The 18021-nt window shown below is 63.2% G+C and carries 15 protein-coding genes and 3 pseudogenes; 5 read left to right on the top strand and 13 right to left on the bottom strand.

Annotated elements, in window-relative coordinates; translation table 11 throughout:
* Positions 1–423: 423 nt before the first annotated feature.
* Positions 424–1485, top strand: a complete 1062-nt coding sequence (locus N0Q91_RS07855; protein ID WP_275598105.1) for a LacI family transcriptional regulator — start codon at positions 424–426, stop codon at positions 1483–1485.
* Positions 1486–1592: 107 nt separating this feature from the next.
* Here N0Q91_RS07855 and N0Q91_RS07850 read toward each other — a convergent pair whose 3' ends face one another.
* Entirely contained in the window at positions 1593–1859 is a 267-nt protein-coding gene (locus N0Q91_RS07850; RefSeq protein WP_275597780.1) for a hypothetical protein, read from the bottom strand.
* Between the two features lie 220 nt (positions 1860–2079).
* The gene (gene gnd / locus N0Q91_RS07845; protein WP_275597779.1) at positions 2080–3510 is read right to left on the bottom strand and encodes an NADP-dependent phosphogluconate dehydrogenase; all 1431 of its coding nucleotides are present in this window, start codon (positions 3508–3510) and stop codon (positions 2080–2082) included.
* Positions 3511–3938: 428 nt separating this feature from the next.
* Here gnd and N0Q91_RS07840 point away from each other — a divergent pair, with 428 nt between their 5' ends.
* The 4 genes from N0Q91_RS07840 (at position 3939) to N0Q91_RS07825 (ending at position 7241) form a co-directional block, all read left to right on the top strand.
* Positions 3939–5357, top strand: coding sequence for an alanine/glycine:cation symporter family protein (locus N0Q91_RS07840; protein WP_100673729.1), 1419 nt, complete (start codon positions 3939–3941; stop codon positions 5355–5357).
* 81 nt (positions 5358–5438) lie between these two features.
* On the top strand, positions 5439–6356 hold the full coding sequence (locus N0Q91_RS07835; RefSeq protein ID WP_275597778.1) for a helix-turn-helix domain-containing protein: 918 nt from the start codon (positions 5439–5441) through the stop codon (positions 6354–6356).
* Positions 6357–6460: 104 nt separating this feature from the next.
* On the top strand, positions 6461–6904 hold the full coding sequence (locus N0Q91_RS07830; RefSeq protein WP_275597777.1) for an SRPBCC family protein: 444 nt from the start codon (positions 6461–6463) through the stop codon (positions 6902–6904).
* Positions 6888–7241, top strand: a complete 354-nt coding sequence (locus tag N0Q91_RS07825) for a VOC family protein (RefSeq protein WP_127711086.1) — start codon at positions 6888–6890, stop codon at positions 7239–7241. Before N0Q91_RS07830 ends, N0Q91_RS07825 begins: the two co-directional genes overlap by 17 nt.
* 234 nt (positions 7242–7475) lie before the next feature.
* Here the strand turns inward: N0Q91_RS07825 and N0Q91_RS07820 are convergent.
* The 11 genes and pseudogenes from N0Q91_RS07820 to N0Q91_RS07770 all read right to left on the bottom strand — a co-directional run bounded on the left by N0Q91_RS07820 (position 7476) and on the right by N0Q91_RS07770 (position 17721).
* Positions 7476–8397, bottom strand: a pseudogene (locus N0Q91_RS07820) (lipid A biosynthesis lauroyl acyltransferase).
* An 11-nt stretch (positions 8398–8408) separates the two neighbouring features.
* Positions 8409–9436, bottom strand: a pseudogene (locus N0Q91_RS07815) (zinc-binding dehydrogenase).
* Positions 9437–9479: 43 nt separating this feature from the next.
* Entirely contained in the window at positions 9480–10763 is a 1284-nt protein-coding gene (locus N0Q91_RS07810) for a beta-ketoacyl-ACP synthase (protein ID WP_018095236.1), read from the bottom strand.
* A 12-nt stretch (positions 10764–10775) separates the two neighbouring features.
* Positions 10776–11978, bottom strand: coding sequence for a beta-ketoacyl-ACP synthase (locus N0Q91_RS07805; RefSeq protein ID WP_275597776.1), 1203 nt, complete (start codon positions 11976–11978; stop codon positions 10776–10778).
* Between the two features lie 2 nt (positions 11979–11980).
* Positions 11981–12457: a 3-hydroxyacyl-ACP dehydratase FabZ family protein gene (locus N0Q91_RS07800; RefSeq protein ID WP_003530766.1), complete on the bottom strand. Its 477-nt coding sequence runs from the start codon at positions 12455–12457 to the stop codon at positions 11981–11983.
* A 170-nt stretch (positions 12458–12627) separates the two neighbouring features.
* A complete protein-coding gene (locus N0Q91_RS07795; protein WP_010969581.1) occupies positions 12628–12915 on the bottom strand; it encodes an acyl carrier protein in 288 nt (95 codons plus the stop codon).
* Between the two features lie 127 nt (positions 12916–13042).
* Positions 13043–14030: pseudogene (cbiB, locus tag N0Q91_RS07790) on the bottom strand (adenosylcobinamide-phosphate synthase CbiB).
* Complete coding sequence (cobD, locus tag N0Q91_RS07785) at positions 14030–15031, bottom strand: threonine-phosphate decarboxylase CobD (RefSeq protein ID WP_100673736.1); 1002 nt, start codon at positions 15029–15031, stop codon at positions 14030–14032. Before cobD ends, cbiB begins: the two are co-directional and overlap by 1 nt.
* Before the next feature lie 2 nt (positions 15032–15033).
* Complete coding sequence (locus N0Q91_RS07780) at positions 15034–16323, bottom strand: cobyrinic acid a,c-diamide synthase CobB (protein ID WP_100673737.1); 1290 nt, start codon at positions 16321–16323, stop codon at positions 15034–15036.
* Complete coding sequence (gene cobA, locus N0Q91_RS07775) at positions 16320–17159, bottom strand: uroporphyrinogen-III C-methyltransferase (RefSeq protein ID WP_275597775.1); 840 nt, start codon at positions 17157–17159, stop codon at positions 16320–16322. Before cobA ends, N0Q91_RS07780 begins: the two co-directional genes overlap by 4 nt.
* 133 nt (positions 17160–17292) lie before the next feature.
* Positions 17293–17721, bottom strand: coding sequence for a cobalamin biosynthesis protein (locus tag N0Q91_RS07770; protein ID WP_275598104.1), 429 nt, complete (start codon positions 17719–17721; stop codon positions 17293–17295).
* Between the last annotated feature and the right edge of the window lie 300 nt (positions 17722–18021).

The following is an 18021-nucleotide window of genomic DNA, read 5'->3' as shown; positions in this document are numbered from 1 at the left end:
TTTTCTCTGCGCAACACCTACAACGGGCAATTCACGACAAATACACAAATACAACTTTCAGTGGCGCTCGCCCGTAGGTGGAACGCCTGTCGAGAGGCAAGGAACTCGACGGGAAATCGCGATAAGCTCGTTGATTTTGGGCGTTTTCGCAGATCTCTCATCCCGGCGAAACCTTTCATGGCTTCCCATACGCCACATCGACGCTCTCCGCAGCGCAACTCAACCTGAGGGTTACGCCCTTCGCATTGCAGCAACGAAAATGCTCGACATCGCTCCTGTATCGTTACAGATTTTGGGTTGAACTCAGGCGTAGACGGATGTGGCCGGCAGCCGTAGTTCGTATATAAGGCGGGACGACGCGGCCTCCGGTTGAAGGGTAGCGACGAGGGCCGCGATTCAGGAGAGCGGATTGGCGTGACGGGCATGGATGGCAAGACGAAGAACAGAGCGACGACGGCGCCGCCGGTCGAAGGCGGCAGACCGACCCTTAAGACGATCGCCTTCATGACCGGGCTCGGTGTTACGACCGTCTCGCGTGCCCTGAAGGATGCTCCGGACATCGGTGCGGAAACCAAGGAGCGCGTCCGCCTGGTAGCAAAACAGATCGGTTATCAGCCCAACCGGGCGGGCGTCCGCCTCAGAACGGGCAAGACGAATGTCATCAGTCTCGTGCTGACGCTGGAGGAAGAGATCATGGGCATTACCAGCCCCATGGTCATCGGCATCACCGAAATTCTCGCCGGCACGCAATACCACCTGGTCGTGACGCCTTACAGTTCGGCCAAGGATCCGCTCGGCCCGATCCGCTACATTCTCGATACCGGCGCGGCGGACGGGGTGATCATTTCGCGGACCGAGCCCAACGATCCGCGGGTAACGCTTCTAACCGAGCGCCACCTGCCCTTCGCCACCCATGGGCGAACCAAAATGGGGCTGATCCATCCCTATCACGACTTCGACAATGAACGCTTCGCCTACGAGGCGGTCCGCAAGCTCGTCGACCGCGGCAGGCGGCGGCTGGTGCTCCTCGAACCGCCGCCGAATCTGACCTTCCATTCGCACATGCGCACCGGCTTCGAGCGGGGCCTGAAAGACTTCGGCGCGGAAGCGGTAAGCTTTCACCAGGTCAACATCGACCACAGCCTGGTTGCCATCCGTGATGCGTTCGAGAAGCTGATGCGTTCCCCCGATGCCCCCGACGGCGTGGTGTCCGGCAGCGGTTCCGGCGCGATCGCGTTGATTGCCGGGATCGAAGCGGCAGGCAAGAAGGTCGGGGAGGACGCGGAAATGGTGTCGAAAGTGCCGAGCGACTTCCTGCGCTGGCTGCGCCCGGAAGTCATGACGATGTATGAGGACATCCGCATTGCCGGGCGCGAGCTCGCAAAGGCTGTGATCGGCCATATCGAAGGCCACCCCCCAGATACGCTTCAGAGCCTCAGCCAGCCGGAATTCCAGCCGCCGATGGCGAGGTCGGCGGTATCATAGATCTGCCGTGCCTGTTGCGGCCACCCCGATTCCTGGGCCTGCCATAGGGAGCCGACCCGCCGAAAACCTCGCGTCAAGAGAACGCTTCCGCGCCGACGCAGCAGGGCTCAAATCCTCGCGGCCGGCCAGTACTTGTCGTCGGTAAAATCGCTTGGGACGGGATTGAGCTGCTCGAGCTTTCCGGCGACGAAATCGATCTGCATCTTCAGGTACCGGATTGGCCCCGGGATAGGCGCGCCCGTTGCCAGACTCCGCACCCTCCACTGCTCATAACCGGCCGCCTTTATGCGTCTCTCCGCCTCGTCGCGGATGGTCATCGATCCGGCGGCCGTGACCTCCGCCGCCTTGCCCCCTTCGATCACTGTGAATTTCATGCCTGCCTTCTCGAATGGCTCCCTTATTGAGATCTTAGACGCCGGAGCTTGCCTGGACTTGTCGCCGGATCGCGATGATTTAAGGTCGGTTCGACCTAAAATCACGACCGCGATCGATTCATAACAAGTTGAGACGCTGGATGCCGGCGGAAAACCGCACACACTTTTCCTCGCCCCGCTTTAGAGGGGCGGCCATCCGCCCCTCTAAACTCATGCGAATTCAAGCGTTCAGGCCGCTGCCCCACGGACCGTGATGGCTGTCTGCGCCATCGATACGGTCGAACCCGTGGGCGCCGAAGAAGTCGCGCTGCGCCTGGATGACATTGGCCGTGCCGCGGCCGCGGCGGTAGCTGTCGAAATAGCCGAGCGCCGAGGCCAGCGCAGGCACCGGAAGACCGCCGAGAACGGCCGTCGAAACCACCCGTCGCAATGCACCATCGCTCTCCTTGACCATGGCAGCGAAAGCCGGGGTGACGATCAGGTTCGCCGCATCCGGTGCCTTGGTGAAGGCGGTGGTGATCTCGTCGAGGAACTGCGAGCGGATGATGCAGCCGGCGCGCCAGATCTTTGCGATCGTGGGCATCGGCAGGTTCCAGCCGAACTCCTTCGAAGCCGCCGCCATCACTGCGAAGCCTTGCGCATAGGCGCCGATCTTGGCGGCGAGCAGCGCGTTTTCGAGGTCCTTGATGAAAGCGTCCCTGTCAGCCACCTTGATTTCGCCGACCGGCGGCAGACCGAGAACCTTCTCGGCGGCTTCCCGCTCTTCCTTCGCCGAGGAGATGCTGCGGGCTGCGACCGCCGCCTCGATCGCGGTCGCCGGCACGCCCATGTTCTGCGCCTCGATCACCGACCATTTGCCGGTGCCCTTCTGACCGGCCTTGTCGAGGATCATATCGACGATGGGATTGCCGGTCAGCGGATCGGCGGCCTTCAGGACCTTCTCGGTGATTTCGATCAGGTAGGAGTTGAGCCGGCCCTTGTTCCAGGCACCGAAGACCTCGCCGATCTCCTGTGCCGTCATCTTCAATCCGTCACGCAGGATGCCGTAAATCTCGGCGATCATCTGCATATCGGCATATTCGATGCCGTTGTGGATCGTCTTGACGAAGTGCCCCGCCCCGTTCTCGCCGAGCCAGGCGACGCAGGGGTCGCTATCGTATTTCGCAGCGATCGAGGTCAGAACTTTCTCGACGCGACGATAGGATTCTTCCGTGCCGCCGACCATGATCGAGGGCCCATGACGGGCGCCTTCCTCGCCACCGGAGACACCCATGCCGATGAAGGTGAGGCCCGAATCCTTCAGGCCCTCGAAACGGCGCATCGTGTCGCGGAAATTGGCGTTGCCCGCATCGATCATGATGTCGCCCTTGGCGAGATGGGGTTTCAGGGCCTCCATCTGCTGGTCGACCGGATCGCCGGCCTTGATCATGATGATGATCGGACGCGGCGGGCGGATGGCGGCGACGAATTCTTCGATCGTTTCGCAGGGAACGATCTGGTCCTTCAGCGCGCCGGCCTCAGCATAGAATTTGCGCGTCGCGTCGACCGTGCGGTTGAAAACGGCGATCCTGTTGCCTTTTTCAGCGATGTTGAGCGCCAGGTTCGAGCCCATGACTCCGAGACCGATTAGGCCGATTTCCGCCTGTGACACGTGATTGCCTCCATTGGACAGGGAGAGCCGGCCACGGCGCGCAATCGCGCGCGTGCCGGCCCTTCGAATTGATCTGCGCGTGTCTGTCACCCCCAGAAAATCAGGGACCGACGGCACGCGGCGGCGGAGGCTGTTTTGGCATTCAAATCGATTTACGACAAGCCGTTCCTGACAAAATCAAACCTTTTCCGGCCCCTGTTCGACGCCGTGAACACGCGCCGGAAGGCACCCTCTACATCCTCATTCTACATGCGTCCGAAGCGAATCCACGGGATATATCGCCTCCTGCCGCGTGTTCTGCCCGATCCAGCCCCGTAGAGCCTTGATCTAAGTCGAGTTTGCGCCCTAATGCCGCAGAACACGTCCGAGTCCCCGCGCGACGGGAATGGGGCCGGCGCAACCTCCAATGCAATAGGAGCGAGGACCGTATGGAAACGATCATCGGCTTTCTGAACACGATCTTCTGGGGCTATGTGCTCATTTATGGTCTGCTTGCGGTCGGCCTCTATTTCACGGTCCGGCTCGGCTTTCCCCAAATCGTTCATTTCGCCGAAATGTTCCGGGTCTTAAGCCGCGGCGGCAGCAAGGATGCGGCCGGAATCAGCCCCTTCCAGGCGCTTATGGTCAGCCTCGCCTCACGTGTCGGAACCGGTAACCTCGCAGGCGTTGCGGTCGCTCTCTATCTCGGCGGACCCGGCGCGACCTTCTGGATGTGGATCGTGGCGTTCGTCGGCATGGCGACCGCCTATGCCGAGAGCGCGCTGGCTCAGCTGTACAAGATACGCAACGAGGACGGGCAATATCGCGGCGGGCCGGCTTTCTATATCGCTCGCGGCCTCAATGCGCCCTGGGCGGCCACGATCTTCTCGGCCTGCCTTATCCTTTCCTTCGGTCTCGTGTTCAACGCCGTTCAGGCAAACTCGATCGCCGATGCGGTCGAAGGCGCCTTCGGCGTGCCCAAACTCGCAGTGGGCGTGGCCGTTGCGCTACTCTCCGGCGTGGTGATCTTCGGCGGCATCCGCCAGATTGCCCGCGTCGCCGAGATTGTCGTCCCCTTCATGGCCGCGGCCTATCTGCTCACGGCCGTCTACGTGCTGATCGCAAATGCCTCGGCGGTGCCGGGCGTACTCTGGACGATCATCTCGAGCGCCTTCGGTTTTCAGGAAGCGGCCGGCGGCATCACCGGCGGGATTGCTGCGGCGATGCTCAACGGCGTCAAACGCGGCCTCTTCTCGAACGAGGCGGGCATGGGTTCGGCTCCGAATATCGCAGCCGTGGCGACGCCTGTACCGCACCATCCCTCGTCGCAGGGCTTCGTGCAGTCCCTGGGCGTTTTCATCGACACGATACTGATCTGCACCGCGACATCGGTGATGATCCTGCTTTCGGGCACGCTGGAACCCGGCTCCGGCGTCACCGGGACACAGCTCACACAGGCAGCGATGAGCACGCATATCGGCTCGGCCGGGACCTATTTCATCGCCATCGCGATCTTCTTCTTCGCTTTCACCTCGATTATCGGCAACTATTCCTACGCCGAAAACGCGCTGACCTATCTCGGCGGGGGCAACCGACTCGGGCTTATGATCATGCGTTGCGCCACGCTGGCGATGGTCGTCTGGGGAGCCTACGAAAGTATCAGCACCGTTTTCGACGCGGCCGACGCCTCCATGGGACTGATGGCGACGATCAATCTCGTCGCGATCCTGCTCCTTTCGGGGACCATCGCAAAGCTGACGAAAGATTATTTCGAACAGCGCAAAGCGGGCGCCGTCCCGGTTTTCCACGCGGCCGATTATCCGGAGCTGCAGGGAAAGATTGATGGCGAGATCTGGTCGCGCGATTAGCGACAGGGCGGGACCGCCGAGGCATTCCTTGCCTCGGTGAGAGGGCATTGACCGCGCGGGTTCGCCGGCGCAAAAAGGGCAATGGGAACGTCCTGCCCGGCATACCACAAAGACGCTGGCGCCGCCGACCGGCTCCAGCGGGAGGTTGCGACCGGCTGTCCAGGCGTCGATAGGCCGAGGCTCTGCCCTCCCGCGCTCGCCCAGACGAGCGGAATCTACCGCGAGCAGTCGCCCCCTGCGGCGCTCGCCTCCTACTTCAAATGCCTCTGGCTGCACCGCATGCCCGACGGCGCCCCCTCGACCATCGCCGTCGTCCCGGACGGTTGCAGCGACATCATCTGGTCGTCGAAGGGGCTGGCCATCGTCGGTCCCGACAGGGTCGCCGCCTTTCCGAAGCTTCCTGCCGGCGAAACCATCATCGGCGCTCGGTTCCGGATCGGCGCGGCGGCGCCGTGGTTACGCACGCCGCTCCGCGAAATCACCGGCCAAACGGTGCCGCTCCATCTCGTCTGGGGTCCGGCTGCGAACGAAATCGAGGAGCGGATGCGCGAAGCAGCGAGCACGCCGGAGCGGCTCGGCGTTCTTGCTGCGGCTCTGCTTGGACGCCTATCCGCCGGCGCCGAGCCTCCGCCGCCGGACATTGCGGCTTGCGTCGCACATCTCCAGCTCGACCGGCTGACCTTAGACGATCCCGTCCGGACCCTTGTCCGTGAGATCGGTACCAGCGAGCGGACATTTCGCCGTCTGTGCCACGAGCATCTCGGCTACGGCGCAAAGACCCTCGACCGCATTCTGCGCCTGCAGCGCTTCCTGGCCGCCTGCCGCGCGCGGCCCGGGGACACGCTGGCAAACATTGCTGCCGATGCCGGCTATGCCGATCAGGCCCATCTTGCCCGGGAGGCAAGAGGGCTCACATCTTTCACGCCGCGCGAAATCCAGCGACAGTTGGCCGCGCGCTTCGGCCTTGGCCGGGTTGAGAATTCCCACATAACAGACTGATTCAAAAGACTATTAGGTGCATGGGCCCGTCGGCGGCAAGGTTGGCCGTTTCGTTCAAGACCGTTGCCCGGAGCAATGCTATAAATTCCAGGACGGAGGAACGCATGGCGACGATGACGGCCCGGATTATCCACACCTCGATCGAGCGCGACTGGCGCGAGGTCTATGCCTTCATGGCAGACCACGAGAAGATGCCGCTCTGGGCGACCGGTCTCTCCTCCGGGCTCACGCGCGACGGCGACGAGTGGATCGCACCCGGGCCTCTCGGCAATGCCCGCGTCCGCTTCGTCGCCGACAACGAATTCGGTGTGGTCGACCACCTCGTGACACTCGATAACGGCGCGCGCGTCCACAATGCGCTTCGCGTCGTGCCGAACGGCGACGGCGCGGAAGTCATGTTCACCCTGCTCAGGCAGCCCGGCATGACCGATGCGCAATTCGCCGATGACGCGGCCTGGGTCGAAAAGGATCTTGCCGCGCTCAAATCCATCCTGGAAACCGGTAATCACAAGCAGGAAGGCGGCAAAGCCAATGGCCAGCAAAGGTAACGACAAACGCATCGACTATGTCGAGTTCAATGTGACGGATATCGCCGCGAGCAAGGCCTTCTACGGCAGCGCCTTCGGCTGGACCTTCACGGATTACGGCCCGGAATATTGCGAGTTCGCCGACGGGCGGTTGACGGGCGGTTTCACCACACTTGGTCCGGTTCGCAGCGGCGGTCCGCTCGTCATCATCTATGCCGACCAGATCGAGGACGCTCAGCGACGGGTCGAAGCCGCAGGCGGCAAGATCCTGAAGCCTATCTTCACCTTCCCGGGCGGCCGGCGGTTCCATTTTGCCGACCCCGATGGCTATGAGCTGGCGGTGTGGTCGGCGCAGTAGCCGTAAGCCTGTTCATTCGCCGAAGCGGATGAACAGCGCGCCGACGAGCCCGAAGACGACGATGCACTGCAGGATGAACATCGGCCATTCCTGTGCCATCTCGTTTCCTCCTTCGGCTGACGCCGTCACGGTTCTCTTCGCGCATGCCCGGCGCACTCGAGACAATCCCTAAATCGGCACCGATTTAAGGAGGCGGCAGCTTCCGAGGGGAAAGATGTCCGTCAGGAGACCGGCTCAAATCGTCCGCTTGATGTGCCAGCGGTCATGATACCAGAGCCACTGGCCCGGATATTCGCGAACCCAGCTCTCGACCTTGTCGTTCAACATCTGCGCCGTTGCCGTGACATCGACGCTGCCGTCGGCCCTGCGGGGATTTCGACCGCCGGCTCGAGCTCCAGCCGGAAGCGGTTGCCGGGCAGGCGAATGCAACGGGCCGGATAGACCTCGCAATTGAACTGGCGGACGAGCTTGGCAAGCAGCGGGTTCGTCTGCACGGGCTGCCCGAAGAATTTCGTCTTCAGGCCCTTGCGGAACTTCTGGTCGACGAGCACGCCGACTCCGCCGCCGCGTTCGAGCTGCCTGGCAAGGGCGAAGGAGGAGCCGGCATGCGACGGCACGAGGTTGCCCATGCGCTCCTTGCGGAATTCGAATACCCGATCGGCGAGATAGGGATTGTTCGGCGGCCGGAAGAGCACCGTCACGTCGAGGCCGAAAGCCGAGCCGGCAACCGGCAGCATTTCGAAATTGCCGCTATGGGCCGTGAAGACGATGAACGGCCGCGGATTGTCTCGCAGCTCCAGGAAGAGAGGGATGCCCGAAACCTCCACCCTGCCCGGCTCCGCGCGCGCCGGATCGAAGTCGAAGAGCTGATCGAGGAACACGTATTCGGCGGCGAGCCGCCCCATATTACCCCAGCTTTCGAGCGCGATCGCCGCGATCTCGGCATCGCTTTTCTCGGGAAAGGCATTGCGCAGATTGATCAGCGTCAGCTTGTGACGACCGGTTTTCGGCCCTATCCAGCGGGCAACGCGATCCATGAAGTTGATCGCCATGTCCGGGGGAAGAGCTTGAGTATCGTGAGAAGCAGCAGGACGAACTGCGCGATCGACCATTGACGGAAACGATCCGCAGCAAGCACCAGCCGTGTGATCAGCATCCGCACGAAGATCAATCCATCCGCAACACGATCTTGCCGAAGATCTGGCGCGACTCCATACGCTCCAGCGCACGGTCGATATCGTTGAGCCCCACCTCGGTATCGATCACCGGGTGAACGAGCCCGCGCCCCATCTTCTGCATGGCGTTCGCCATGTTCTCCATGCGGCAGCCGAAGGAGCCGAGCAGTTTCAGCTGCTGTTGAAACAGCATCATCAGGTTCATGTCGGTCGAGACGCCGGAGGTCGAGCCGCAGGTCACGAGGCGCCCGCCCCGCTTCATCGACAGCATCGAGCCCGCCCAGGTATCCTTGCCGACATGTTCGAAGACGACATCGACGCCCTTTTTCTTCGTCAGCTTCCGCACGACGCCTTCGAAACGATCGGTCCGGTAATTGATGACGTGGTCGGCACCGAGAGCCTTCGCCCTGTCGATCTTGTCGTCCGATCCGACTGTGGTGATGACCGTGCAGCCGATCTTCTTGGCGAGCTGGATCGCGGCCGTGCCGATACCGGATCCGCCCGCATGGACGAGGATCGTCTCGCCGGGTTCGAGCCTGGCGTTGTCGAACAGCATGTGCTCGACGGTACCGAAGGTGACCGGCGCCAGCGCCGCGCCGATTTCATCGACACCCGGGGTGCAGGCACCAACAGGCGCGCCGGAAGGTTGACCTTCTCCTGCGCGAAGCCGTCCAGATGGAAGCCATGGACGCCTCCGACATGTTCGCAGAGATTGTCGCGCCCCTCGCGGCACGGGCGGCAGAGGCCGCAGGTACGCGCACCGTAGATCGAGACGAGCTGGCCGGGGAGCACATTGGCGACGCCCGGACCGATGCTCTCCACCACGCCGGAGGCTTCCGCGCCGATGACGAGCGGCATCTTGCGCTTGGCGAAAGCCATGCCGCGCCAGCCCCAGACGTCGATATGATTGAGCGCGACCGCCTTGACCCGCAGCGTCACCTCGCCAGGGCCGGGTGCCTCCGGCTCCGGCAGATCGGTGATTTCAAGCTTGCGGTCATCGAGCAATTGCAGGGCGCGCATGGTTTTTCCTTTGCGGCAGGCAGGTATTCGGTCCTCGAGCGGCTCAAGCCGGCTCGGCGGTCATGACGAGGCTGGCGTTCTGGCCGCCGAAGCCGAAGGAGTTCGACAGCACTGCAGTCACCTGCTGGCTGCGCTTTACGTTCGGCACGACGTCGAGAACGATCGCGGGGTCGGGGTTCTGGTAGTTGATCGTCGGCGGCAGCGTGCCGCTGAGCATCGTCTGGAGCGAGAAGACCGCTTCGACCGCACCGGCTGCCGTCAGCGTGTGGCCGATCATCGACTTGTTGGATGAGACCGGGATCGACGGCAACCGCTCGCCGAAAACCGCGGACATCGACAAATACTCCATCTTGTCGTTTTCGGGCGTGGAGGTGCCGTGGGCATTGATGTAGCCGATCCCGGCTTCGTCGATGCCCGCATCCGCAAGCGCTGCGCGGATCGTCGCGATCGCCGGTCCGCCATCGGGGGAGGAACGCGTGCGGTGGAAGAGGTCGGCCTTTTCGCCGCAGCCCTTGAGAATGCCGTAGATGCGCGCGCCGCGGGCGACCGCCGCTTCCAGCGATTCGAGCACGAGCGTCGCGGCGCCTTCCGCAATCACGAAACCGTCGCGATCCTTGGTGAAGGGCTTCGAAGCCTTTTCCGGCGGCTCGTTCTGTGTGGAGAGCGCCGAGAGCAGCGAGAAGCGGATGAGAGCCTCGGCACTGACCGAGCCGTCGGTCGCAACGGTGAGCGCCCTGTCGGTCCTTCCCTGGCGGATGGCTTCGACGCCGAGCTGTATGGCGGTCGCCCCGGATGCGCAGGCCGTCGAAAGCGTCACCGGGAGGCCACGCGTGCCGAATCGATCGGCAAGACGCTCCGAGATCGAGCCGAAAAGGACGGCCTCGTGGAAGGCCGGATCGGCCTTCTGCCGCATTGCCGCGAGGAAGCGGTTATAGGCGTCGCCCGGCTGGCTCGACGGCGGCGATCGGTCGGCAAGCTCGAAGCGGGCATTCCACTCAGGCTCGATCGGCGGGGCCGCCAGGAACAGCGGGCCGTTGAATTCGCCGGAAAGGCCGGCCTGCGCCAGGGCCTCCAGCGTCGTTTCACGCGCCATCGCATAGGAACGCTCGACGGCATTCTCCGCAGGGATCTCGATGAAGTCGACCGTGCCGCTGATGCGGGTCGAAAGAGCATCGGTCGGGAACCGGGTGATCCTGTGGATGCCCGATACGCCCCCGGTGAGCGCCGCCCAGTTATCGTCGAGCCCCTGCCCGAGCGAGGTGATGACGCCCATGCCGGTGACAGCAACGATCGGACGGCCGAGGTGGTCCTTATAAGCCTTGCTCATAGTTCGAGCTCCTTATTCCGCGGCAAGCACGGCGACGCCTTCGCCACGGGAGTGGCCGATGGTGGTAACGACCGCCGCCCTGGCCGGCGCCAGCATCGGGGCTTCGGCGGCGGGGTCGAAAGGCGGAACCTTGGCTGCGTGTCCGAGCGAGAGCGCGGCCAGGACCATGCCGACCGGAAACTGCGCCTCGATGCCGTGACCGACGAGCCCGCCATAGGCACGGACAGGCCGGCCGGCGAGTTCGGTCTCGAGAAACGCCTTCTCCCGTCCGGCAAGGTCATGGAAGCCCGAGGTGCCGGAAAAGACGACGGTCGACTGCGGATCGAGCTCCAGGGCCGGTTTCGACAAATATCTGAGGCGCGCTTCGAGCCGCCCGTCCTCGCGGCTGCCGCGGTCGCCGCCGATCGCATCGATCGTCGCATAGATGCGGGCGCCGCGCGACTCGGCATATTCGCGCGACTCCAGAACCAGGAAGGCGCCAACGGAGCCGAGGATCATACCGCCCCCGTCCTCGGGCCTGCGCGACCAGATCGGATGCCATTCACCGAGCGCATGGCCCTGGATCGCCTCGATCATCAGGACGATGTCGAGACGCTCGGCCGAAAATGCACCGCCGACGAGCGTGTGGCTCGACTGACCGGCCTTAATGCGGGCAAAGGCCGTCTCGATCGCGGAAATGCCGGCCGCCTCTTCGCCCATGAAAGTGCGCGACGAACCCGTAACCTTGTGCACGATGGAGATGTTGCCGGCGAGAAGGTTCGAAAGCTGCGCCAGAAACAGCGTCGGGCGCAGTTCCGTCGTTAGCTTCTCGTTCAAGAGCCGTTCGCGGTCGTTGCGCTTCAGCGCCTCGTCGACGATGAGCGAGTTGACATTGATGTCGCGCTCGCCGCCGCCGGCCGCGACGATCATGTCCATGCTGCCGCAGGCTTCGAGGTTGTCCTTGAGACCAGCGTCGTCGAGCGCCAGGCCGGCAGCGAAAACGCCGAGGCGCTGCCAGTTCTCCATCTGCCGCTGATCGCCCCGTTTCGGAATCTGCTGCGACCAATCGATTTCCGGCAACGGATGGATCGGATAGGGTGCGAAACGTTCTGTCTCTATGCGGGCCTCAGGCGGCTCGGCCGCGCCGAGCAGCGCCACGTGAGGCTCGGCGCCAACGCCCTGGCTCGTCACGATGCCTACCCCGGTGATCACCACATCGTTCGCGGATTTCCTCATCTTCACTTCTCCGAACCGGCCATCGCGGCCATGAGCCCCAGTTCTTCCGCACGCTTGCGCACGATGTCGCCCAGCGGCACCTGGTCGAACGGAATCGTCCTCAGCTTCAGCTGGGCATCGCATATCTTCTTGCCGCCAGACGCAATCCTGGCCTTCGTCACGGCAAAGCCGGATCCCTCGTGCTCGAGCAGAGCCTCTATCTCAAGCTCGGCATTCGGTTCGACGAAGCTGCGCATCTTGGCACCATCGACCGTCATCAGGAACGGCATTGCGGCGAATTTCGTGGCGGCCAGCACGAGAAAACCGGAAGCCTGCGCCATGGTTTCGATAAGCAGCACGCCCGGGACCAGCGGATAGCCGGGGAAATGCCCCTCGAATACCGGGCTCTTCTCCGGCACGACCGAGCGCGCCACGAGACGGCCTGCCGACAGATCGACGGTTTCGACCCGGTCGATCATCTGGAAATATTCAAGGAGCATTCAGGCTCATCCCATTCGTTTCGCGCTCAAGTAAAAATGCCGATGCCGCCTGTCAAGCGCGGGGCGCGACAGGCGGCATCGGGAAAGGGCCGATCCGTGTCAGCGATGATCGCTAGAACTCCGATCGCAGATGAAAGCGTAATCCACGCGGAAAGCCGCTTGAGGCTTCCTCAACCCGCTTTGGCGGCCCGCAGCTCGTCGATCTTGGCACAGAGGTTCTTCAGCACGAAGTATTCCTCGGTCGAGACCTTGCCTTCGTTGACTTCCTGAGTCCACTGCTCCAGCGGGATCTTGATGCCGAATTCCTTGTCGATCGCAAAAACGATGTCGAGAAAGTCGAGGCTGTCGATGCCGAGATCATCGATCGTGTGGCTTTCCGGCTTGATCGTCTCGCGATCGATCTCGCTCGTTTCCGCGATAATATCGGCAACCTTGTCGAATGTAGCTGTCACGCGCATACCTCTTAAAATTCGAGTCTCTGGCGAACCCTATAGAAAAATGCACCGGAAAAGCCAATGCCCCACAGGCTTTTGCCACCGCGATTTGAAACAGATGTTGCTAAACCGCCAGGAGAGGGCCGTTTACCTAGAAGAAAACCAGAAGCGGCAAGGCGACGATCGCGAAAGCGAGCGCCATCACGGAGCAGGCCGCATAGAAGACGGTGACCGCAGCCTCGATATCCTCTATGGCAGCAACCGCACGTCCGGCATCGTTCATCATGGGCTCGTCGACCTTCACGCCACCATAGATTTCTCGGGCCGGCAAGCTGAATGCCGACGGCGCCTGCCATCGCAGCCTCGGGCCAGCCGGAATTGGGCGAGCGGTGAAGTCCGTGATCGCGCCGCGCCACCTCGATCGCGGTTTTCGCCGCTTCCGCACCGCGCCGGAAATAGGCGCCGGCCGCAATCAGGAGGGCCGAGAGCCGGGCCGCGGGCAGGTTCGCCAGATCGTCGAGCCGCGCCGAAGCCCAGCCGAAATGAAGATATTTCGGGCTCTTGTGGCCGATCATCGAGTCAGCCGTGTTCAGCATCTTGTAGGCAAGAAGTCCGGGAAGTCCGGCAACCGCATACCAGAAAGCGGGAGCGACGACGCCGTCTGAAAAGTTTTCCGCAAGGCTTTCGATCGCCGCCCGGCAGACGGCCGGCTCGTCGAGTGTGTTCGGATCGCGCCCAACGATCATCGATACCGCCTTGCGGCCACCCGCAAGTCCATCGCGTCGCAGGCCGACGGCAACCCGGGAAACGTGATCGGCAAGGCTCTTTTGGGCGAGGAAGACGGCCACCGTGACAACCTCCAGCAAAGAGCCGAGGGCGCCAAGCACATCGAAAAGCCGCGCGAGCACGACACCCAAGGCCGTGGCTCCGGCGAGCAATACCAGAATGCCGACGACACCGCGGAATTTCAGCCAGGCCTTGGTGAATTCGCCGCGGTTAAGCGCCTCGTCCACGAATTCGACCGCCTTGCCGAAGAACACCACCGGATGGGTCAGACGCGACCAGAGCCAGTCCGGATCGCCGAGGATGCGGTCCAGCAGCAGCGCCATCACGAGGATCAGAAGTATTTCAGCCGACACTACACACCCATCCGGTTCAAAGCCTCGGCGAGACGACGGTCGCCCTGCGCGTTCGGCGACAATCCGATACGCAGCCAGCGCGGATCGTAGTCGAACTTTCGCGTCAGGATATGCGCCTCGCAGAGCGCCGCGTGAAGATCGTAAGCCCGTTCGTGTTCTACGAGCGTGAAGAGGCCGGTGCCGCCGACCACCTCGAGCCCCGCGCCGAGAAGCACCGCGTCGAGCGCGGCCTTGCGTTCCGCGATGCCGGCCTTGATCCCCGGCGTGTCGCTTTCCATCAGCTTCGCCGAAATGGCAAGTGCCGGACCCGAGACCGACCAGGGGCCGAGCCAGTCACGAAACGACTGCTCGATCGACCGGTTCGAGACCACAAAGCCGAGCCGAAGGCCCGCAAGACCGAAGAATTTCCCGAAAGAACGGAAAACGACGAGGTTGTCATTGGCGGCAACGTGTCCGGCGACGCTTGCGTCCGGCTCCAGATCGCCGAAGGCCTCATCCACCACGAGCAGGCCGTCATGCACCCGCATCGCTTCCGCCATTGCAAGGATTTCCTCCGGCGGAAAGAGCCGTCCGGTCGGATTGTTCGGATTGACGACGACCGCCAGGCCGTGCGCCGTCTGGAGATCACCGGCGCATGTGACGGAGTCGACGGAAAGGCCGGCGGCTTTCAGAACGCGCGCATATTCGCCATAGGTCGGCGCAAATACGGCGACGCGCTTTCCCTGAACCGCGATCCGCGGGAGCAATTGAATGACGGCCTGCGTTCCGGGCACCGGCAATGGCATGAGTTCGCCGGTTCGGTAGTAGCCCCTGGCCGCCGCACGCGCCGCCTCTTCCACATGCTGATCGGGCAATCGGTGCCAGACGCGCCCGTCGATTTCCGGCAGGGCGACGGGACACGGGTTGATCCCCGTCGAGAGATCAAGCCAGTCGTCGGGCGTGCCGCCGAAGCGCGCTGCAGCTTCCGTGATCCCGCCGCCATGAATGATGGGAGCAGCCATGATCATTCCGAGAAATCGATGAGATGCATGAAGGAGCCGGCAACATTCCGGCGACGGAGGCCGGCGCGGCCGAGATCGAGCCCTGCCGCGTCCCGTGCCGTGAAGAGCGGCTCAGCCGCTCCCTCCGAAACGATCGTGGCATAGTGAAATTCGTGCGCGGTCATCGGTCCGCGGAAAAACACGTCGTCGACCGGTGTCACGCGCCGGTAGCCGAGATGCCGCTTGCGTTCGGCAAAGCTCGTGACGAGCGGCAAAAGCCCGAGCATCTCGTAACGCCCGCCATCCGCCGCGACAAGCCCGTCGCCCAGCACCATGTAGCCGCCGCACTCCCCGAAGATGCGCGCCCCGTCTCCAGCGGCCTTGTGCATGGCAGCGCGGAAATTCGAAGCATTGGAGACCTGTTCCGCATGAAGCTCGGGATAACCGCCGGGGAGATAGACCGCATCGGCAAGCGGATCGGGCCCCTCGTCCGCAAGAGGCGAGAAGAACGTGATTTCGGCCCCCTGCCCGCGCCAGCCGGAAAGAAGATGCTCGTAGCAGAAGGCGAAGGCCACGTCTCGTGCGACGGCTGTCCGCTGGCCGAGCGGCGTTAGCGTCCCGGCCGTCTCTCCCACCGTCAGCGGCGTCGCCGCAGCAAGCACCGCCTCGAGATCGCAACCCGATGCGACCCGCATTGCCGCGTGATGGATGAAGGCTTCCAGCGATCCATGCTCGCCTGCCTGTACGAGGCCCAGGTGGCGTTCGGGCAGCTTCAACGCTGCGTCCTGCCGCAGCACGCCGAAGACCGGCATCGCAATACCGGCAAGCGCATCGCGCAGCATTCCCTCATGCCGGTCGCTGCCGACCTTGTTCAGAATGACGCCCGCGACACGGACATCGTCGCGGTGACGGGCATAGCCGCCAACCAGGGCGGCCACGGAATGGGAGAGGCGCGCGCAATCGACGACCAGGATCACTGCAAGTCCGAGTGCTGCGGCGAGATCCGCCGGCGCGCCCGTGCCATCCGCCGCGCCGTCAAAGAGGCCCATCATCGCCTCCATGATCAGCACCGACCCGTCTTCCGTCGCAGCCGCCGCATTGGCAAGGAGCAGTTCGGGGCGCATTGCCCAAGGGTCATAATTGAAGCAGGGTTTGCCGCTGGCAGCCGTGTGAAAAGCCGGGTCGATATAGTCCGGTCCCGCCTTTCCAGGCGCGATCGAGAGCCCGCGCCGTTTCAATGCCCGCATCAGGCCGAGCGTGACCGTGGTCTTGCCCGAGCCGGAGCTCGGGGCTGCAATCATCACTCCATTCATGCCGGATTCCGGAGAATGCGGCTCGAAAACGGATCGGGAGCGAGCGCCCGGCCATCGAGAGCGCCAAGCCAGTCGAGCGAGGCGCGCAGCCGGACGACTTCGCCGACGACGACGATTGCCGGCGGCTCGAGCCCCGAAGCGGTTACATCGGTCTCAGCGGACGAAAGCGTGGTTTCCAGCACCACCTGCTCCGGCGTCGCGGCATTGCAGACGAAAGCCACAGGCTCGTCCGGCGAGCGGCCGGCGGCGATCAGGTTGGCCGAGATCTGGCCGATATGCTTCATCGCCATGTACATGACGATCACCGGAGAGCCCTTGGCAATGCCTTCCCAATTGATCCTGTCCGGCACGACGCCGGAAGAATCATGGCCGGTGAGGAAAGTCACCGCGTGGTTCACCTCCCGATGCGTGACCGGAATACCGGCATAGGCAAGCCCGCCTATGCCCGCGGTGATCCCGGGAACGATGCGAAACGGGATGCGGTGCTCGACCAGGGTCAGCGCCTCCTCTCCGCCGCGGCCGAAGACAAAGGGATCGCCACCCTTGAGGCGCAGCACCCTCTTCCCTTCACGTGCCAGTTCGACCAGCCGCAGCGAGATATCGCGCTGTTTCGGCGAAGGCTTGCCGCCGCGCTTGCCCGCAAATTCGAGTGCGGCACTCGCTTTGGCGAGCTTGAGGCAATCACCGTTGACCAGCGCATCGTGAACGATCACATCCGCCTGGCGAAGCGCGTTGGCTGCGTGCAGGGTCAGAAGGCCGGGATCGCCCGGGCCCGCGCCGACGAGCCAGACCGAACCCGGCTCGAGATCAGGCAGGCCGGCAAACATGTCGGTCATCGGTCGATACTCCGGGCAAAGCAAGGCATTCTATCCGATCCGACGAAGGAAAAACTTGAAGTCGTTATGCAGGAAACAATGGCAGATAATTGAATCCGCTCATCAAAGAAACTGCAAAATTCGGCCGAGGCCATCACACGGCTCCCTTTGCAAAATCAGCCGGTCCGGCGATTGCCGCCGTCGCCCGCACCGATCGGATCTTAGGTACAAGCAGAACCGCGTCGCACCCGGCGGCCGCCAGAGCCGCGCCTTCAGCGACGCCGTGGCAACCCGTATGGGCAAAGACGACCTTCGATGGATTTTTTAGACGCGACGATTGCGCCTCCAGCGTGGCAGCGTCGAAGAAATGCGTGGGCACCGAAAAGTGCCGCGCCACCGCATGGATCGCGGGCTCATCGGTCCGCGCATCCAGAGAGGCGACGAGTGCGATATCCGTGCCGGAAGCGCCGGCATCCGCCAGCGCCTGTTCGGCAAGCGCGATCACCTCTTCGGGCGCAGTGTTGCGCTCGCAGCCAAGGCCGAGCACGAGTTCGGCGGTGATGTGTCCTTCGGCGGAAGGCATATGCGGTGCGGCTCCCATGCGGCGTCGGCGTTCCATACGAAGCGCCGGCCTGGCAGATGCCACGTACCGGTCCGGACAGCACCGGATCAAGCCCCCTGCATGGGTCAGCCGCACCGGACGCTCTTTCAGTCCGCCTGAACGGACGCCGTCGCATGATCGTCATTTTTATCGGAGCGTTTCAGGTCGGTCAAACCGGATTGCGCCATCCACGTGTCGCAAACCGTGCGGCCACGAAATCGCCCTCAAGACAATTCTTTGCATTTCGGCGTCAGCTCTGACACAAGGCGGCTGAAGCAGTTC

Origin of the sequence: Sinorhizobium prairiense (assembly GCF_029201645.2) — a bacterium.
Taxonomy (GTDB): Bacteria; Pseudomonadota; Alphaproteobacteria; order Rhizobiales; family Rhizobiaceae; genus Sinorhizobium; species Sinorhizobium meliloti_A.
Note: the sequence above shows the minus strand (reverse complement) of the source record. Positions and strands in the feature narration are given on the sequence as shown.

Bases quoted from the DNA above. Each gene is read 5' to 3' on its own strand.
- N0Q91_RS07855 (WP_275598105.1), top strand. From the start codon at position 424: ATGGATGGCAAGACGAAGAACAGAGCGACGACGGCGCCGCCGGTCGAA.
- N0Q91_RS07850 (WP_275597780.1), bottom strand. From the start codon at position 1,859: ATGAAATTCACAGTGATCGAAGGGGGCAAGGCGGCGGAGGTCACGGCC.
- N0Q91_RS07840 (WP_100673729.1), top strand. From the start codon at position 3,939: ATGGAAACGATCATCGGCTTTCTGAACACGATCTTCTGGGGCTATGTG.
- N0Q91_RS07835 (WP_275597778.1), top strand. From the start codon at position 5,439: ATGGGAACGTCCTGCCCGGCATACCACAAAGACGCTGGCGCCGCCGAC.
- N0Q91_RS07830 (WP_275597777.1), top strand. From the start codon at position 6,461: ATGGCGACGATGACGGCCCGGATTATCCACACCTCGATCGAGCGCGAC.
- N0Q91_RS07825 (WP_127711086.1), top strand. From the start codon at position 6,888: ATGGCCAGCAAAGGTAACGACAAACGCATCGACTATGTCGAGTTCAAT.
- N0Q91_RS07810 (WP_018095236.1), bottom strand. From the start codon at position 10,763: ATGAGCAAGGCTTATAAGGACCACCTCGGCCGTCCGATCGTTGCTGTC.
- N0Q91_RS07805 (WP_275597776.1), bottom strand. From the start codon at position 11,978: ATGAGGAAATCCGCGAACGATGTGGTGATCACCGGGGTAGGCATCGTG.
- N0Q91_RS07800 (WP_003530766.1), bottom strand. From the start codon at position 12,457: ATGCTCCTTGAATATTTCCAGATGATCGACCGGGTCGAAACCGTCGAT.
- N0Q91_RS07795 (WP_010969581.1), bottom strand. From the start codon at position 12,915: ATGCGCGTGACAGCTACATTCGACAAGGTTGCCGATATTATCGCGGAA.
- cobD (WP_100673736.1), bottom strand. From the start codon at position 15,031: ATGGCTGCTCCCATCATTCATGGCGGCGGGATCACGGAAGCTGCAGCG.
- N0Q91_RS07780 (WP_100673737.1), bottom strand. From the start codon at position 16,323: ATGAATGGAGTGATGATTGCAGCCCCGAGCTCCGGCTCGGGCAAGACC.
- cobA (WP_275597775.1), bottom strand. From the start codon at position 17,159: ATGACCGACATGTTTGCCGGCCTGCCTGATCTCGAGCCGGGTTCGGTC.
- N0Q91_RS07770 (WP_275598104.1), bottom strand. From the start codon at position 17,721: ATGCCTTCCGCCGAAGGACACATCACCGCCGAACTCGTGCTCGGCCTT.